At 53.9% G+C, this 17,891-nt stretch carries 13 protein-coding genes; 2 read left to right on the forward strand and 11 right to left on the reverse strand.

Going from position 1 to position 17,891, the window contains the following annotated elements:
• Window positions 1-7 precede the first annotated feature (7 nt).
• Window positions 8-1,870 carry a CHASE2 domain-containing protein gene (locus I5192_RS13535; protein ID WP_223117068.1) on the forward strand — a complete coding sequence of 621 codons (1,863 nt, stop codon included), beginning with the start codon at window positions 8-10 and terminating at the stop codon, window positions 1,868-1,870.
• Between the two features lie 41 nt (window positions 1,871-1,911).
• Here the strand turns inward: I5192_RS13535 and I5192_RS13540 are convergent, their stop codons facing one another.
• The 6 genes from I5192_RS13540 to I5192_RS13565 all read right to left on the reverse strand — a co-directional run bounded on the left by I5192_RS13540 (window position 1,912) and on the right by I5192_RS13565 (window position 10,223).
• Window positions 1,912-3,690: a caspase family protein gene (locus I5192_RS13540; protein ID WP_223117069.1), complete on the reverse strand. Its 1,779-nt coding sequence runs from the start codon at window positions 3,688-3,690 to the stop codon at window positions 1,912-1,914.
• 509 nt (window positions 3,691-4,199) lie between these two features.
• Window positions 4,200-4,550, reverse strand: a complete 351-nt coding sequence (locus I5192_RS13545) for a hypothetical protein (protein ID WP_170465216.1) — start codon at window positions 4,548-4,550, stop codon at window positions 4,200-4,202.
• A gap of 88 nt (window positions 4,551-4,638) precedes the next feature.
• A complete protein-coding gene (locus I5192_RS13550; protein ID WP_223117070.1) occupies window positions 4,639-6,519 on the reverse strand; it encodes a TniQ family protein in 1,881 nt (626 codons plus the stop codon).
• Window positions 6,516-7,508, reverse strand: a complete 993-nt coding sequence (locus I5192_RS13555) for an ATP-binding protein (protein WP_170465220.1) — start codon at window positions 7,506-7,508, stop codon at window positions 6,516-6,518. Before I5192_RS13555 ends, I5192_RS13550 begins: the two co-directional genes overlap by 4 nt.
• Entirely contained in the window at window positions 7,501-8,781 is a 1,281-nt protein-coding gene (locus I5192_RS13560) for a hypothetical protein (RefSeq protein ID WP_170465222.1), read from the reverse strand. Before I5192_RS13560 ends, I5192_RS13555 begins: the two co-directional genes overlap by 8 nt.
• Before the next feature lie 854 nt (window positions 8,782-9,635).
• Complete coding sequence (locus tag I5192_RS13565) at window positions 9,636-10,223, reverse strand: TnsA endonuclease N-terminal domain-containing protein (RefSeq protein ID WP_170465224.1); 588 nt, start codon at window positions 10,221-10,223, stop codon at window positions 9,636-9,638.
• Between I5192_RS13565 and I5192_RS13570 the strand changes: the two genes are divergently transcribed.
• Window positions 10,222-10,500, forward strand: a complete 279-nt coding sequence (locus I5192_RS13570; protein WP_170465226.1) for a hypothetical protein — start codon at window positions 10,222-10,224, stop codon at window positions 10,498-10,500. The genes I5192_RS13565 and I5192_RS13570 overlap by 2 nt on opposite strands.
• Window positions 10,501-10,589: 89 nt before the next feature.
• Here I5192_RS13570 and I5192_RS22770 read toward each other — a convergent pair whose 3' ends face one another.
• From I5192_RS22770 to I5192_RS13595, 5 genes are all read right to left on the reverse strand, one after another.
• Window positions 10,590-10,814 (reverse strand): helix-turn-helix domain-containing protein, encoded by a 225-nt coding sequence (locus I5192_RS22770; protein WP_170465228.1) that lies wholly within the window; start codon window positions 10,812-10,814, stop codon window positions 10,590-10,592.
• An 866-nt stretch (window positions 10,815-11,680) separates the two neighbouring features.
• Window positions 11,681-12,985, reverse strand: a complete 1,305-nt coding sequence (locus I5192_RS13580; RefSeq protein ID WP_370644454.1) for an aminotransferase — start codon at window positions 12,983-12,985, stop codon at window positions 11,681-11,683.
• Between the two features lie 52 nt (window positions 12,986-13,037).
• Entirely contained in the window at window positions 13,038-14,600 is a 1,563-nt protein-coding gene (locus I5192_RS13585; protein ID WP_223117071.1) for a trimethylamine methyltransferase family protein, read from the reverse strand.
• Window positions 14,593-15,825 carry an aromatic ring-hydroxylating dioxygenase subunit alpha gene (locus I5192_RS13590; protein ID WP_170465235.1) on the reverse strand — a complete coding sequence of 411 codons (1,233 nt, stop codon included), beginning with the start codon at window positions 15,823-15,825 and terminating at the stop codon, window positions 14,593-14,595. The genes I5192_RS13585 and I5192_RS13590 overlap by 8 nt, the downstream gene beginning before the upstream one ends.
• Window positions 15,825-17,885, reverse strand: a complete 2,061-nt coding sequence (locus I5192_RS13595) for an FAD-dependent oxidoreductase (protein WP_170465237.1) — start codon at window positions 17,883-17,885, stop codon at window positions 15,825-15,827. The genes I5192_RS13590 and I5192_RS13595 overlap by 1 nt, the downstream gene beginning before the upstream one ends.
• Window positions 17,886-17,891 lie beyond the last annotated feature (6 nt).

Here is a 17,891-nt window from a genome sequence, read left to right on the forward strand (position 1 = left end):
ATCGCTCATGCCGATTTGGCAACGCTGGGTTTTGGTCTGTGTCATTTCACTGATTGTGGGCATACCTCTGATCGAACTCCGAAAAAAAGGCATACTCGAACCACTTGAGCTTCTCCAATACGATTGGACGACATCAGCCTTTGCCGAAGATAAACCTATAGCAGACGTTTATCTGGCTACCATCAATGACAAAGATTTGGGCGAATGGGGCTGGCCTGTCCCCGATCTGCAATTGGCGCAGATTGTAAGCAATTTGCTCGCCTCTGGTGCAACTACGGTGGGTGTAGACATTTACAGGGACGTTCCGGTAGGTGAAGGTCGGGACGCCTTGCTTGAGGTGCTGAGCGATCCCAGAGTTTTCGTGATCTCGAAACTACAGGACGGCGAGACTGCTGGCATTTCCGCGCCGCAGGACTCGCACACGGGGTTCGCTGATATTCCAATTGACCCTGATGGCGTTGCCCGACGCGCCTTGTTGTTAGTAAATACGCACGATGGTATTTCCCTGTCACTGCCTATGCATTTGGCCGCGACCCATACCGGGCAACCTGCATTGAAAAGCGCTCCCGACAATCCGCGCTATTTGATGTTTGGCGATACAGTTGTAAAACCTTTGGCCACGGGTGCAAACCTGTTCCGCAACGTGGATACGTCAGGCTATCAAATCGTCATTGATTACAAAAATACATTGCCGATCACTCGCAGTGTTCCCGCCGCAGAGATTCTGACTCAAACTGGGCTGGATCGCTTTAAAGGAAACGCTGTGATAATCGGCGTTACCAGTCATTCCGTAAAAGATTACTTTTTAACACCACTCAACCGGTCAACCGGGTCAAATTTTACCTTTGGGGCCGAAATCCACGCCACGATCGTTCAACAGTTGATAGACTACTTCAACGGCCAAGCCACTCCGCTGCGCGCCTTGGACGGCCAGATTCCTGCGTTCATCATCCTCGCTTCGGTCTTCTTAGGTGCCTGCGTGTCTGTTTTCGTCAGGGTTACCGGCAATGCGGTGTTGTTGGCTGGGATGGGTGGCCTCTTGCTAACGGTTGCGTTGTCCGTGTTTCAACAGTTCGCTTTGTTAATGCCCGTCGCGCCATCTCTGTTGGGTTGGACTTTTGGATTTCTTTGCGGCTTTGGTATCATCTCAGGCTTTTCGCGCAACCAAAGGCGTGCCATCGCGCAGGTGTTTTCTTCTCATCTGTCCGAAGAGCTGGCAGCTGAGATTTGGAAACAACGCAAATATCTAATGTCGGGTGGAAAGCCCCGATCTCGGCAACTGTTTGTCACGGCGCTGCTCGCGGATATTGAAGGATCGACCCTTGCTGGTAATTCGATGGATGCCGAAGCGTTCATGGCGTGGATCTCACGCATACTGGATCGGCTAAGTGAAATTTCCCGCGCGCATAATGGGTTTGTCGAGAAATACACTGGCGACGGCATATTGGTTGTGTTTGGCGCGCCAATTCCCAGCGAAACGCACAAACAAAGACAATTTGACGCGCAGGCCGCATTGCGCTGCGCCCATGCCATGCGCAAAGCCGTTGCGACACTGAATGGAACACTTGAAAACCAACCTGCGTACAAGCTGCGCATTGCACTGAACAGCGGAGACGCAATTGGGGGCACCCTAGGCGTCAGAGGGTCCATGCATTACAACGTCATTGGCGACACGATTAACATCGCCGCACGTCTGGAAAGCTGGATAAAGACTCTACCACCTGATAAGGACGGATGCCGTCCGATCTGCATGACGCTGGAAACTGCGCGGCTGACCGATCCGGACCGCAACTGGCCAGTCATACCGGGGCTTTTTCATGACGATGGCAGAACAGAGATTCAGGTGGTGAAAGCACCGCCAACAACGTGAGATCTGCGAAATTAGTTCTATCGTGGAATTGGTGGTGAATCCTATTTTCGCGTCACAACAACATCGACGTACCAATTCTTGTCAAATCGCCCCTGATTGCTGCGTATTGACGCGTTGGGTGCCAAAGTTGAAGGCAAGTCCAGCGTGACCGAGAAGGGTACTACATAAACGCTGTTGAACAGAAAATTCGTGCGTCCGGAAACTTTCAAACGCCCTTTGTCGGACAAAGATGCCCGATATTTCTTGGACCGGCTATCACCCCCTTTGGAGCGATCGACCGCATTTACTAGCGCGAATCCAGCATCGGTCTTGCGATATTTCAGCCAAAGCACCGTGTCGATCCCGGAACCGGCATCCGTGCCCAGCGGGTCCGGTCGCCGACGAATATTAACGACATACTCGCCGTTGAATCCAATCGCAGCAGAGGTCGCCGACGCCGCTTCCGGAGCAACCAGCGTCTGACCCCGACTTGTCTTTTGAACCGGTTCCTGGCGTTCCGGCTGAGGAATGCTGCTGAGAACTGCAACGCTTTCTGCAGTCAAATAGCCAGTCCTGGCCACGCCGTTCTTACTTTGAAATCTCTCAAGCGCGGCGCGCGATCTGGGGCCGAAAATACCGTCTTCAGGTCCGGCAGCGAAGCCAAGAACATTCAGGCCGCGCTGAATGTTTCGGTAGTCGCCGCGGCTTAGATTCAAATTGGCTTCGGTATTCGATGTTGCACTTGACCGTGCAGCAGTCTTGTCCTCGGGCACGTCCTGCCGCAGCGGTTCTTCCGTTGTTTTTGGGGCAACATGCGTTGCCGGATTTCGGTTCGTGCTGCTGGCGGCATCCAAAACACCTTGCGCATATTGACCGGCGCGCGTGTCCGGGTAGAGCTGCGCAATCAATTTCAGCGCATTCTGTTTCGTGGTTTCGTCTGCCAGTGTCAGGGCTTCGCGCAAAACCCGCTCGGCCGAACTTTGACGCTCGTTCACGGGATCGGTCGCGACCTTCGAGGCTTCCTGCACGACCGACGGGGCACTCACCGCCGCCGGTACCAGATAGATATCACGCCCGGGCAATGAACCGTAGGTAAAAGGCTCCTGATAACCATCGGTAAGTTCAAAGACGGTGTCGCGTACTTTTCGAAACAGTTTGCCAAGTTCCAGCCCCGGCACCTCGATATGTTCAAGCAGGGCTTCGGCATAGGGGCTGTTTCGGCCATCACCGTCCAACGCCAGAGTTCCGCCGCGCGCGGAATAACCGACCAGAACACCTCCGGGATCAATACTGCCCAATCCCTGCCCGATGGACCGCGTTGCGGTTGTGCGCTCCATATCTGAAAGGAACGGATTGTTTCGGCAGGCGTCAATAAGAACAAGCTTGAGACCTTTCGCCGTAGATACCGCATTTAGCACCGAGTCCAGCCGTATAGCCTCGAATTCCACATCCTTATCGCTTTTGAGTTCCGCGTTGGTGGGAATCAGGTAATTGGTGTTGTCTATTTCGATGCCATGACCCGCGAAATAGACCAACACCACGTCAGCTTTCGCAGCCTTATCGGAAAAATCCCGAAGGGCCAGCCGCATTTGACGGTAGTCGAGATCGTATAGTTCGGTCACATTAAAACTTATCCGACCAAGCGCGGCCGCTATATCCCGCGCATCATTTGCCGAGTTTGGAATATTTGTAACGTACTCATACTTCGAATTTCCTATGACAAGCGCCATACGCCTGGCATCAGATATGTCCGCCAGTACAATTGCAGGTCCGAACATGACAATAGCAATGAAGCCAGACCTAAGTCGCGAAAAAACCAGATAAACAAGGTGTACCAGCATTACAACTTCGTCCACAAAAGCCGTAGTTACTTTAACATAATCCACATCAAACCGCGATAAGGCTAAAATAATTTGCTGAGTGCGTCGCCGATTTCACCCCATTAACTGCGCTAAAACTTCCCGTTTCATAATTTAGTGTGAGTTCCAACTTGCTTTGACTACCCGATCCGCGTCAAACCATCGTCAATCGGCACAAATTCTCCAAAACCGTCGGCCAGCTGGCTTAAGGGCATCCATTCAACATGTGATAGGGACACTAAGTAGTGTTCCGCTTTGTATGTCAGCATTTTTGTAACCGAATACCAAACCCTGCACCTGCAGCGAATGACTGCTTCCCGCCCAAACGACAAATGCTGCGCCCATAGCCTAAGTCTCCTTTGGGCTCCTTCGAGTCATTTGCCGCGTTCCGCCTAAATGTCTGGTTTTGAGTTCTCGGAGGGAAGGCCTTAGATAGAAGCCAATGGACATTGCTGAACGGGTGTTACGTGAACCACCTCCTAGTTGCATCGTCACCCATCTTTGTCCTCATCACTCCAGTGTCCAATCTCATAAACGCCCTGCTTTTTCATGCGACGTATGAACGATAGGTAGTTAACTACGCGGTCGATCTCATCCAATTTTCCGGTGGCATAGGCGACCGCAATCATCTTGAATTGGGCCTCAAGATCTTCCGCAATTTTTTCGTCTCGTCGAGCGAGACCCTTTCCAGTCCCCAAAGAAGCAGTAGTTGTTTTGTCTTCGCTCCACATCTCATCGAGATAGGCCTTTAGATTAAGCGCGGGAGTATTCGCGCCCAGCTTGCCTACGGCCTCCCATATTGGTTGAAGCCGTTCAGTAAGATTTCTTCGACTGCTAGTCATTTTTCTTCACCTCGCGGTACAGCAATTCAACGTAGTTGCCCCAATCTATAGACCGCCACTATTTCTCATGAGAATGTGTGGCGGAGCATCAACCTTGCTCCGCCGCCTGCTTATCTTGGTTCCAACTGTCGTGGAGACAATCTGTTTGGATCGAAGTTTTACCCCCCATCGTCATTTCCCGAACCACATCTCGTGTCTCGTTCGGGTAGGCACGAACAAACCCAGCCTCGCAGGGGATAGTCTCAACTTCTCTGCGATCCAATGCCGGACCCAAATGGACCGCTGCTATCTCAAACTGCCGCGCCAATTGGCCCAGCGTTACGTAATATTTTTCAAAAGCCTGAATACTCTCTTCAGTGATGTAGCAACGGTAGTGCTGCGTGTCCGGGTTTCGCATTTTTTTCTGCTTTAGGTATCCACCATCCCGCAACCGCCGGATCGACCCGACACTAATTCTCAAGCGCGCCGCCGCATCCATCAGAGACAGATCGCCGGAAAACACGCGCTCCGATTTCTCCAAGATCTCAGCGCAGTCGATAAGAATTCCAGCCAACCCTTCCACGTCCGGATCTCTCCAAACGCCGGTCAGTCGGCCTGCTACCCAATCAGCGACAACGCGAGCCAGGGCCACCTTGCTCTGTCGGCTGTACTCCGAGAGGGGCAACCTATGACGTGCCCGAGAGGCAATGCGTAGGCCTTCAAGCCTAGTCAGCAAGGTCTGTACTGAGGACGATGGAACATAGCGCAGAGACGTTCCAAAACGATAGGCTTCCAGAACATTCTGTCGGATCAGCGCCTTCACCTGGACCGGATGGATATTGAGCTGGACCGCGGTGGATTTGATATTCCGCAACCCAGACCAGAAGTCGAGAACGGCGGCCAGATCCTCATGGCTGACATCTTTCATATCTGACAGGTCGCTAGCGGTTTGACCTCGAAGATGGGCGAGAATGCCTCGCACCCGAACCTCGCCGACCCCATGTAGCTCCCGCGCGCGTTCAAGCGTGATGAGTTTGGGTGCTGAGATTTCCGCACCCAGAACTTTCGCACCGGTCTGCAGCGGATAGTTTTCACTCACAAAATCCTGCACGCAAGCCCTGAGGACTGCTGTCGCCGGGTCCTCTTCAGCTTCTTTAAGCCAAGTGTAGAATTCGCCCATATCGGTCGTAAAATAAGACCGCTTTGAGGAAGACCGGCGCCTGGCACGCTCCAACTCAGATTTCAGGGCTTCCGGCCCACTCTTCAGAACCTCGAAACCAGCCGACATGCAAGTACGCTCTTGTTCGAAGTCCAAATCCGAACGGCCGACGCCGCGGTCCATGGCAATCGCCATACCAAATGTCAGAGCGGCCTGATGAAGATGCGTTAGCTCCAGCGAGTCCAACCAGTCATCAGCGACCCCAAACTCAATTCGGCGGCTCAGGTAGGTTTCAAACGAAGATCGCCCAAGCTTTGTTGCGTCTTGAGCGGCTTCAAAGATCAGATCCTGGTGACGCGTCACTTGCTCAACCACGTCGTAGGTGAGATGCGCATGCGACGCGTTGGGAAGCTGGATCAACGGTACGCTATGTTTGGCACAGGTCCCGATCGGCAGCACCAACCATTCAAGAAGTTGAAACGCGCTCTCAGGACCCGACCCATCAATGACATCCACAATACACTTCGGACAGATTCGGGTGGTAGCACGGCGGAACGAACCGGAGGTGGCAAAGGAATGCCCGACGCGGTACCGACAGGGGCCAACCAATCTGGCCGCCGCCAACTCCAACGCTTCAAGTGGCACCCCAGCCAGTTGCGACAGCCGCTCCAGCTGATCCGGATGAGCCGAGCAGATATGGGGCCATCTCAGACCCAGATCTGAGCAGAATTCCCTCGTAACACTAAGATTGCGACGTGACAGCCGGGCGACATAGGAAGCAGGCGTCTCCATGTGATGATGAGGCAGAGTGAGAGCGAGTTGTCGTTTCATTGCAACCCTCCGTCCAACGAGGGGTCGCCGTGATCCAACCAGCCCATGATGGTCCTAACATCTATGCTAATGTAGTCTTGGGCAAGAAATGGGTTGAAAGCAGGTATACAACCCGACTTGCGCCGGAATGCTTCTGCAAAATGTCCAAGTCGGAGCTGGGTTTCTCCGTCGTAGAGCGCCTCTTCTATCCCACTCAGACACATTTCGATGATCATTCCAAACTCATTGCCACCTGCGTGAACCAGCCGCTTGAGAAACTCTCTCTGTTGAAGTTCAATGGAAGGTGTCAGACCAGACTTCCGAACGAACTCAGTAAAGATCTCTGTGATCTCGGGTTCGTGGGATATCCAGCTCACTGCACCCAAGTGCACAACATCTATGCGCCTTTTGAGCTGAACATCAGAATTGATCATCTCGATCAGATCGGGCGTGCCAGACAGAACAAGACCAACCGGCCAGTCCTTATCGTTCATAAGCGATTTCAGGGTGTTCACCACATCATTTCGGGTTTTGACGCCTTTGCTGATGTAGAGGTCCTGAGCCTCGTCCAGATGCACAAACAGGGTCCTTCGCATTTGGAGAAACTGACGCACCTGCGTCCATATGATCCCAACCGATTTGTCCCGAGCGAGCGGATATCCCAAACCGGACAGGATCGTCGTACCAACATTTTTTAGCGTCGCGGGTGACGGCACCAATAGCCGGATCACCTCCGCTACATCCTGGCCCGCCGTTGGTAGGATCAGGTCAGTGTGATTATCAAACAAGCGGTCTGCGGCGGTGGATTTCCCACTGCCAGACGCCCCGATCAGAGCAATACCGCGCGCCTCGCTGCGACTACCCAATCGGATAGCCGCTCGTCTTCGGCGCAGATGACGATCAAAAACCAGTTTGAGATCGTGGAACACCTGATGTGAAACGAACATGTCTCGAAGACGCGCTATCTGGACGTCGATCTCATCAGACGGATCGCCAGGGAGATCAGTCATTTTCAATCCTCCATTTCGAAGGTCTGGGACGATCCCCATTGGGGTTTTGCCCCTGGCCAGCTGTAACTTCGATGGTGTTTTCTCCTTCGTCCAATGACGGGATGACATGGCCGAATAGATCTGGCTCTGGCGGAAGGTCAAAGCCTTCAGGATCATCCGTTTCGATGCTCAAACCCTGGAACAGATCTTCCCTAGCTCGTCTAAGCCCAGCCGGTGTCTGACGCTTCAGGACAGCCCCGAACCGGCGCTCTTCTTCTGAGTTCTTTTGGATGATGGTATGCAATGCGTCAGAGACAGTCTTCTCCTGAAGCACGGCCTCGGCCTTGTATTTCAGCCGCAACTGACGCGCGGTCGCTTCCCATTGTTCATAAGATACGGCGTCAAAGCACTTCTGCAGAGCGCGCGCCGCATACCACTTTTTCCCGATCTGAATCATGATCCAACCGAGATCGTTCAGGTCAACTTTTAAATGAACGTGACGGCGACGGTCGTGCACATAGAACTCACGAAGTGCCTGGCAGGTGTAGTCAATGCTAAATAGCCTCACTCCTTTGCCAAAAACACGCCTGCGATACCTCACACCAAGGGCTTTGCGTCGGGTGGTTTCGGCGAGCTGGGGGACAATACCCATTTTCTCGGCGAGGCGTTTCCAGCAATTATTGGGGGTTTCGCCATTCAGCCCGCGGTGCGGGATGTTGTGATACACGTCCACAACGAACCTGATGAGGATTTCCATCAGCACGTCATCTGAAAGAGAGGCCATCTCCTCCGAAGGATAGTCTCCTCGCTCTTTAGGATCGGAAAATGTGCGACCGGCGAGGAGCGGCATCAGGGCCGTCCCAAAGGTTCGAAAGATACGCTCCACGCGCCCGCGCAAACGCGGTAGCCCGCCGCGAGGCGTCTCAACAACTCCATGTGCATCAAAGACCGCACTTCGAAACTCATCATCCACAAAAGCAACGCCAAGATCGGTCACCAGGGAACTCACCCCGCCGTAGTGATGCCAGGTCGATTTGCAGCCAGCCGCAATCGCAAGGTCCGATTTGTCGCGTGTGATGTCAGACAAAAGAGCCAGGGCGTCTTGGCAATTCGGCTTTTCCGCCAGTCTCATACCCACCACACATCGCGTGGCACAGTCGATCGCGAGGTAAAGCCAACGACGCCCACGATCCAGCTTGGCGAGCTCTTCGGGACTCAAATGATCCAGCGCGCCCCTTTCAGCAAGTATCGTTATTAGATCAACACACCATTCATCTATCTCAACACGCTCCATTGGATAGCTGGCTGTGACACCTTCCTCATAGAGCGCGAACTTGCGATTGGCGTAGTCCACGCCGTGCCTTTGGACGCATGTGAAATACGGATCAAGCTCAGAAAGTGCGCGCTCAACTTTGCGCCGCGAAGGAATTGTGAGCTCCGGCTTACCCTCCACCACTCGTTGCTTGTTCACAGTTTTGAACCGGTCCCGGCACACGTCCGCGACGTTCTTCTTGGTTAGTCTTTTCCGGGTCAAATAGGCTTCGAGGCATTCGCCCAGCAATCTCGAAGCCTCGAGGCAGAACCGCGCAGTTCGGTTGCCCGATCTATGTGTGCCCGGGATCAAAGCAAGCGGAGAGCCGCCTGCTTTCTCGTATCGTTTCACCCATTCTCTTAAGGTTCTTGGACTGGGTGGGTCCCGATAAACGTTCTTCTTTCCGGCCCTCGGATTCCGCCAATTGCTTTGGGCAGCCCGTGCCTGTTTGTTCACATGGGCCTCGATGGAAGGAATGACACTCTGTAGTGAGAAATCTGTCCGCTTCGCCTCATCGACACGCTCGAACTGGTAAAACCCGTCGACCCAGGAGAAGCGCCAGACTACTTCGGATCTCACGTCATCTGGCAAGCTTGCTATTGCTTCAACACCCGCACTCATTCGCAAGTCCTGGCGTTCAGGCAGAAAATACCCAGGATCAAAGGTCACATCAGGCCTTTGAAGGAGGTCGGCAAATTCGTCGAATGTGAGAGACAGGTTCCGGCCAGTCTCATCAAAATCTTCGAAGTGGTAACCAAAGTCTGTTTTTCGGTCTAATTTGTACTTCCGGCCATCGATCGTCAGACGGCCAAAGACACTCACTCTGAAAGGCAGGTTCATTTTGCACCTCCCTTCGAAAGCAAAGTGTCGAGATCAATCAGATGCTTTCTGTCGGCCGTTAGAACGTTTTCAAAGACCGCGATCACGATGCTCCTGAACCCTGCGCCACCGAGCCCCAACAACCGGCACATCTCGTCGACCGTGACCGGAAAACAGACGTCACGGGTGACGGACTTGAGATGAGCCTGATGCTCTGTATTTCGCGCCTTTGAGAACTCAACGAAACGTTGTGCGTTGAGGGCCTCTGCGCGGGTGAAATCGCGCTCTGTAACTAACACGATGTCATCGGCAAAATCCTTGCGCATCGCCACGCGGATCTGCTGAAGCTCACGTAAGAAATTCTTCTCCAGCACCACCTTCCACGGCTTCACTGCTATAGCTAATCGGCGACCGTTTTTTAGCTCCGCCAAGAAGTCTATGAAGTGGGTTTTGCGATTGCCGGATTGATCGCGGTAGCTGATGAGTTGTGGCTGCTCCCAAACGTTAGCCACCGCAGGGTTAGCCAGTAGCAGAAACAACACTCGCTGTTCCAGTTTGCTTTCAAATTGAACGACCCTCGGGCGGTTTTGCCCAGGCAATTGCATGACAACTCCGCCTCTGGAGCTATGCGTCGATCTCCGGGGGATACCCCGTGTCGCACGGCTGGGCTCAGGCGACATCTCGCCCGTCAGTGTGAACTCTTCATCTTTCATGTCTGTGATTTGGAGCGCCGACCAGCTTGGGCTGATCGTGCCTCTCCACCCTCTTTTGGTGTTCTTTGGGCAAAGCCAAACCATCTCATCGCCAATAGGCGACGACGAAACAGTTGACTTTGAGATCATGGCGGGGGAAGAAGGTGTATCGGTAAGCTATCGATACTGATTTCAAAGGCCTCGTGGGTTGCCGCCCTCGGGGCCTTACCCTTTCTTCTTATATGAATGCTGTTGCTAATTCATCTGCAGGCACCTCCGTTATTCGTAACGTTCCGGCCACAGAGCCTCGGGCGTTGTCCCAAGCTTTTCTGCTATGGCTTTCTGGACGTAGTCAGAGCGCCTGTATCCTTGTGACACAGTAGACACTGAGCTGATGGAACGGCCGATATCTCGGCTCAGCTTAGCCAGTGAACTGCCTTTTAGCCGAAGGTCACACTTGATCTGCTCATGTTTCGCGAGATCGACAATCAAATTCTCGGTCATGTCAAATGTTCCGACTGATTCCAGTTAACGAAACCTAACAAATGACTTTACAGGTGTCATTTTTATTGTTTAATTTCTGATGTTTACGTATTTGCGCCTCAAAATTTCAATGCAATGTCGGAAGACAATCAGCTAAGTTGCTGTAACGCCGACGGCTTTGCGCCAAGAGACGCAAATAGAGGTATCTGACGTTGAAGAAACTGGGTTAGGCTTGAGCACAATAGTCGAAATAAAATGTGGCAGAGTTCCGACTATTTTCCTACGAGAGACGCCAAATGCGTGGCAGCCGTACCTGCGCCGCAAACTCCTCGCTTTGCTTAGACAAAGTAAAACCCATAAGGAATTTGCCACGCGGCTCGGAATTAGACCGTTGGTTGTGCGACGGCTCTTGGACTTGCTTGGCGTCGATTATGTTCAACGCCTCTATAGGCAATATAAAAAGGGAAAAACCTGCTCAGATATTGCCAACGCAAACGGGATGAAGCCTGCAACACTGTCCAAACTCTTTAGGGAACGAGGCTTTGAGGTACAGCGTGGGGTTCGCAGACCCAAAGTGCCAAAACATAAACTGCGCCGCATCTGGACAGAGACCCAAGTAATCAACAGGGTGGCGCGAAAACTCAAAATCCACTGGGAAACGGCGCTTCGTCTGCTCGAGGATGAAAAGCTGATCGTGGGTTACGAAGGTCGACCGAGAAAACTCTCAAAATCATCACGGCCGCCTTAGGCTCTTCATATACGCCTCAGGGGCATACTAGCAGACCTAGAAAACTCTTGGTTCGGCCCAAAGCCGACATTTAGAACGGAATCCAAATGCTGCAGAGGCATCTCGTTTTGTGGACATTCGCAACAATGGTGCCTGCTCTTCATTGGTCACTGATTCCAACAAGCCACGTTCTTGTCGCTTCAAGCCCTTCGCGCAAAACAGAAAACATCTTCTTAATTTCACTTTCGCTAATGATAAGGGGCGGTGAAAGAACACACATATTGATCACAGGTCGAACCAATAACCCACGTTTTTGGCATTCTATATCGATCTGGCCACCAATCTCGTAGTCGCGACCCAAATCGCTCTGAGGATCACCATCAACCGAGCATTGAACGCACCCCATCAAACCCATCCCGCGCACATCGGCAACGATGTCAACGTGACGCAATTGCTGCAGTTGATCTTGAAATATCGGAGCGACTTTTCGAACGTGTTCGAGTAGCTTTTCTCGTTCAATAATCTCCATGCTTTTCAATCCGGCGGCCGCGCTAACCGGGTGACCAGAATAGGTGTAGCCATTTGAGAAGGTTGCACCTTTTCCTGCAACGTCTGCAATCAATCGGTCAGAGATTATCGCGGCACCCATCGGCGCGTACCCAGAGGTCATCCCTTTGGCGCAAGTGATTATGTCTGGTTGGATGCCGAAAACAGCCTCTGACGAAAACCAATGACCCAATCGCCCGAAAGCTGTCACCACTTCGTCGGAGATATACAGAACATCATACTTCCTGCAGATGTTTAAACAGCCTTCGTGATATCCTTTTGGCGGCACGATCACGCCACCAGACGCCAGAACCGGTTCAGCGATAAAAGCGGCAACATTTTCTGGACCAAGCGCCACAATGGCATTTTCAAGGTCGGAAACTTTCTCGTTCAGAAAGCTCACTTCGCTTTGACCAGGTGCGCGGTAGAGCGGATTCACGTCCGGCAGGAAATGTGCGAGGTCATCGGCCTTGTCGAGCCAAAGCCTGTCACGCTCTTTTCCACTGACGCTGGCCGCCAAGTAGGTGCTTCCATGATAGGCTTTTTGCCTTGAAATGATTTTCTTTTTCTCGGGGCGACCCAGAAGGTTGTTTCGAAAATGGACAAATCGGATAGCCGTATCCACCGCAGTGGAACCACCGGTGGTAAAAAAGACGTTGTTCAAATCGCCGGGTGCACGTTTGGCGATTTCGCGTGCAAACCGGGCAGCGGTCGAGTTGGCGTTGTTGAAGGGCGAGAAATAGGCAAGGTTACGCGCTTGCTCGGCCATGGCCTCGGCCATCTCCTCTCGTCCATAACCGATCTGGGTGCACCACATGCCTCCCGGCCCGTCGATCAAGCGTTCGCCTTGTTCGTTCACCACATGGATGCCGCTGGCACCTTCGATAAATGTCCGGTCGTTCTCGCGCAAAGTTGCCATCCCTTCCCACGGGTGCAGGAAGTGATCGTTGTCCCATTGCTTGGCGTTTGAATTATCCACGGCGGGCCATGCTTTCTGCGCTCATCACAATTGGGAACTCTTCACGAACCTGAGCGTCTGAGGCACCGAAGTAGTTGGGGAAATGGTTGTCGAGAATGGAATTAGCCTTGTCACGGGCGCGGTCCATCAGATCAGTTTTGCCTTCGTTTTCCCATGTATCTGTACGCTCACGATCCATAAGCCGCGGGTAGACGAACTCGCTGTTCATATAGTTCAGCGTGTGTGGGTTGCCGAGGAAGTGACCAGGATCGATGGCGCACTGGTGGATCACATCCACTGCCATGGTTTCATCCGTTACCTCTATTCCGCGTATCGATCGCAGGATCATCCCGCCCGCTTCGTCATCGATAACCATGCTTTCAAAACTGCATCCCATGAGGCTGCCAATCATACCCCCGAACTCGCACAGACGGTTTGCACCAGCATGGGCGGCAAGTGTGAAGGTCAGCGCCTTTTCCAACCCGTACTGCGCATCGGGAATTTTGGCGTCGGTCATGCCTGCGCCAACGGATGTGGGAAGGCCATAGAAATTGCCCATCTGAATGGCTGCCGCCCCGATCAGGGCCTGTTCGCCGCTGCCTCCGGTGAACGACCCGCTGCGCAGATCGGTGATAAAGGGCCAGGCAGCAAAGCAGATAGGACAACCTGGTGTGATGAGGTTCACGATCGCAACACAGGCCAACGTTTCGGCCACGGTTTGAACCAGTGTTCCCGCAAGCGTCGCGGGGGCTGTAGCCCCGGCCTGCGGAGGCACAGCCAGATCGACTGTCAGGCCAAGTTTGGCGGTATCAATCAGGATTTCCATATTTTCCTTGCCGATCCGCAGCGGCGAAACCATGGGACAGCCGCCAAAAATGACGCTTGGCTTTTTCATAAAAGCCCCCTCGCCACCCTGAGCCAAATCAAACATGCGGATGGCATGGGGGATATGACTGCGGTCGCGAAAGGTCAGACAGGCGGGCTTTTGGCTGCCTGCGAGCATTGCATATATGGTGTTCATATCGTGGGCGAAATCATCGGTCACATCGGTGGCCAAGACTGTGTCGCCCAGCATATGGATATTGTCCAAACGGTCCACCAGACGGGTGAAGTCATAGACATCACGCAGAACCGATGGGCGATAGGACTTGGTGTGCGAGTCAAAGGTGGTGACGGCGGTTCCAGAGTTGGCGAAGTAAACGCTCTCTGCCGAGCAATGCATGTCGTCTTTGCCTTCACGCTCTCCGCGGGCATAGACGTAAAACTCCTTGGCAGCACCAGCCAGGATGTCTTCCATCAGGGCACGGGGGAAGCACAGCCGATTGAGGTCATTCATCACCGCGCCATTGGGAAGCACCAGATCAAGCAGTTCCGGAAAATGGTCGGTAACGCCGGTGTTTTCCAGAACGGTCAGGGCCGCTTGGTGGATGTTCTCCATATCTGATTGGGTCAACGGCTTATAGCGTCCGCCACTTAGGCCTCCACGTACGGCCTCATTGCCCGTGGTCGCCTGTTGCACCTTTATGCGCGCGGCGCGCCCGCCACCACCGCGACGGCGTGATTTTGCCTCAGCCATGACCGGACATCCTTTGTTCTGGTTCCGGGCTGATCATGTTGAAATAGAAATCGTAGAAGTCCTGGATCGAGGTTTCCATCTCGCCCAAGGGGCCCGGTTGGAAGTATTGAGAATTTACGCCGGACTGGTTGTGGCGAATGATACGTTCGTCATCCATAGATGTGACACGCCAAAGCCAGGTCAGGTCTTCCATGTTGTAATCCTGGTCTTCTTCAGCATCAGCGCGAACCAGCCAGACCACCTGAATGTCGGTTTCCTGTAGACCACGTGGAATGAAACGGTAGCCGACCATGTGATCCGAATAGATCAGGAACCAGTTCAATGGACCAATGTCAAAGTCAGTTGCGCCACCGTCGAAACTTTTCAACGTTCCAAGCAATGGCGCAAGCGCCTCTCCCGATTTGCTGCCGGTTTTGTAGCCTGGATAAAGTGGATAGCGCCGATAGTACCCGCTGGTGAACGGGGTGGGCGCAGCGTCGCCGACAAGCGCCAACTCATCAGGTGACAGCCCGGCTTCCACAGCCTTTGCCTTTAGCGGTTCAACCAAACCAGCCATGTCTTGCGGGGATTTCAGGCTATGAGAACGGGAATACTCTTTGTGCGCTGGCCCGCAGTGATAGCACTCAAGATAGTTCTCAACCGCCAGTTTCCAATTCGCTGGAACGGGAAATGACGCCGTATGCGCGATTTTCAGATCGTCAAAGCCATAGGGCTCGACAAGCGGCGAAAGCTGGTTGAGGACAGGCTCAAGCGATGGTGTGTTCGCATCGGCACAGACAAAGATCAGGCCCTTGAAGACACTCACCTGAACGGGAAAAAGCCCGAATTTGGATGGGTCAAAGTGTTCCCCCATATTGTGGCCCGCACGAAGTTTACCCGATAGCTCATATGTCCAGGCGTGGTAGGGGCAAACAAGAACGCGGGCGTTGCCGGACTGTTCGGTGCAAACGCGAGAACCCCGATGGCGGCAGACATTCAGATGGGCGCAAATTCCGCCCTCACGATCGCGAACAATGATGATACTCTCCGGGCCATAGTCAAACAGGAAATAGTCACCGGGGTTTGGGATTTGGCTGGCATGCCCCGCCCAAAGCCAGTTGCGGTTCCAGACCTGGGCGATGTCATAATTATATATGTCTTGCGAGGTATAGAAACCGCGCGGTAAGGCGTGGCCGTACTGGTGCGAGGCTATCAACGCATCCAACTCAAACGGTCGGCTGTTCATCACGTTTCCTCCAAATCGATTATCTCGCGGCGAAACCAGTCCTTGTCTGCTTCTGCCTCGGGGCGTTCAAAGTCGCGGGCGGCACGGTGACCTGCGAAGACTGCGTCGACGATCAGTCCCGGAGAAGCGGCATCGCCAATAAGTTCAAGGGTCTTCAACCCGAGACCGCGCAAGCTGTCATAAAGCGCTGTCTCCCGATGGCGCTCGGTGACCAGAACTGTCGAGGCACACGGAATATCCGTTTCGCGACCGGTAAAGGCACAACCGATGCGTGCCATGCCACCTTCAACCGCCGTCAGCACCTGATTGCAGCGAATGTCTATGCCGAGCTCGATCAGGCGGGCCTGAATGCGCGGCTGCTCCAAAGTATTGACGGCGTAAGCTGAGACCAAACTCTCCGGCGTGACAAAAACCACCTGGTATCCCGCGGTTGCCAGTTTTTCGGCGATCACCCCTGCCAGATAGATGTGGTCATCATCATAGATCGTCACCGGCCCATCCGGAGGCAGAAGACCGTTCATGATGTCATCAGGCGTCAACACTTTGGCGCTTTGCTCGATCTGAGGCATACGGCGTTGTGTGCTACGGCCGATGCCGTCGGTGCGCCAATGGCTGCCGGTGGCCACAAAGACGTGTTCGACGCCTAGCTCTGCCACCTGATCGCCATCAAGTCTGCTGTCAGTGAACAGCTGAACGTTGCCGCGCTGCCTTAGGTCATTCAGGCGGTAGTCGACGACGCGGGACCAAGCTGCGAGGCCGGGAAGTCTGCTTTCCTTCGTAACCCGCCCGCCCAATTCGGCTGACGCCTCGGCCAAGGTTACTTGATATCCTCGCCTTGCCAACTGCGTAGCGCATTCAAGACCTGCAGGGCCACCGCCAATGACCAAAGTATCCGCGCTGCTCTTCTTCGGCGCGATGATCTCGGGGTGCCAACCGCGTCGCCATTCCTCGCCCATCGTGGGGTTTTGAGTGCAGCGGATCGGGATGCCCAAATTGTCGGATGAAACGCAGATATTGCAGCCGATGCATTCGCGGATTTCGTCAATGCGGCCCTCTTCAATCTTTTTCGGAATGAACGGGTCCGCGATGGAAGGTCGTGCGGCTCCGATAAGGTCGACAATTCCCTTTTTGACCATCGACAGCATCATGTCGGGGGATGTCAGGCGCCCGACACCAACCACAGGTTTCCGGGTGATCTGTTTGACGTGTGACAGAAGCGCGTTCTGATATCCGTCTTCTGGCTGAAAACGGGTCGTCGCACTGTCATTGGACCAGTCGGCTACATTCACATCCCAGAGATCCGGGAGGTCAGACAAAAGCTCGACCACGGCGCGGCCTTCTTCCGCGGCCTGCATGCCGCTGACGCCCATCATCTCGTCAATGGCAAAGCGGAACGCCACGGCGCAGCTGTCACCCACCGCTTCGTGGGTGTCTTCCAGCAATTCGCGTGTCAGGCGCACACGATTTTCAAGCGACCCGCCGTATTCATCACTACGCTGGTTCATATGCGGCAACATAAAATGCTGCGCCAGTGTCATGTTGTGTCCGGCATAGATGTAAATGATGTCGAACCCTGCGTCTTTAGCGCGCAAGGCGGCGTCGCGGTGCCAACGGCGGAATTCGCGAATATCGGACTTATCCATGGCCTGCGCCTGCTTGGGATGCGTCGTATCGACGGACATCTCGGAAGGTGCAAGAACCGGCGCGCGGGTCAGCAGGTTTTGCGCATGGTTGCCATTGTGCACCAGCTGGATGGCCGCCAGCGCACCATGCGCGTGTACCGCATCCGTCATCAACCGCAACGCGGGCACATCGCGACCGTCCCATAACCGTCCCTCGGCATAAGGAGACAAGTCTGAGGTTGGGTGGATCTCAGTTTCCTGATTTGAAACCACCGCCCACCCGCCTTCGGCCTTCATCCCACGAACGGCAGCATCCGCCCGTGGACGGAGGTGCCCCAGCCCAGTGCAATGGGGCACCTGATAGAAGCGGTTCCTGGCTGTCACGGGACCGATCTGGACCGGTTCAAAAAGCAGAGCATATGGGTTCGCGTCCAACATGTTCAC

The sequence above is a fragment of the Ruegeria sp. SCSIO 43209 genome (assembly GCF_019904295.1).
In the GTDB taxonomy this organism is placed as follows: Bacteria; Pseudomonadota; Alphaproteobacteria; order Rhodobacterales; family Rhodobacteraceae; genus Ruegeria.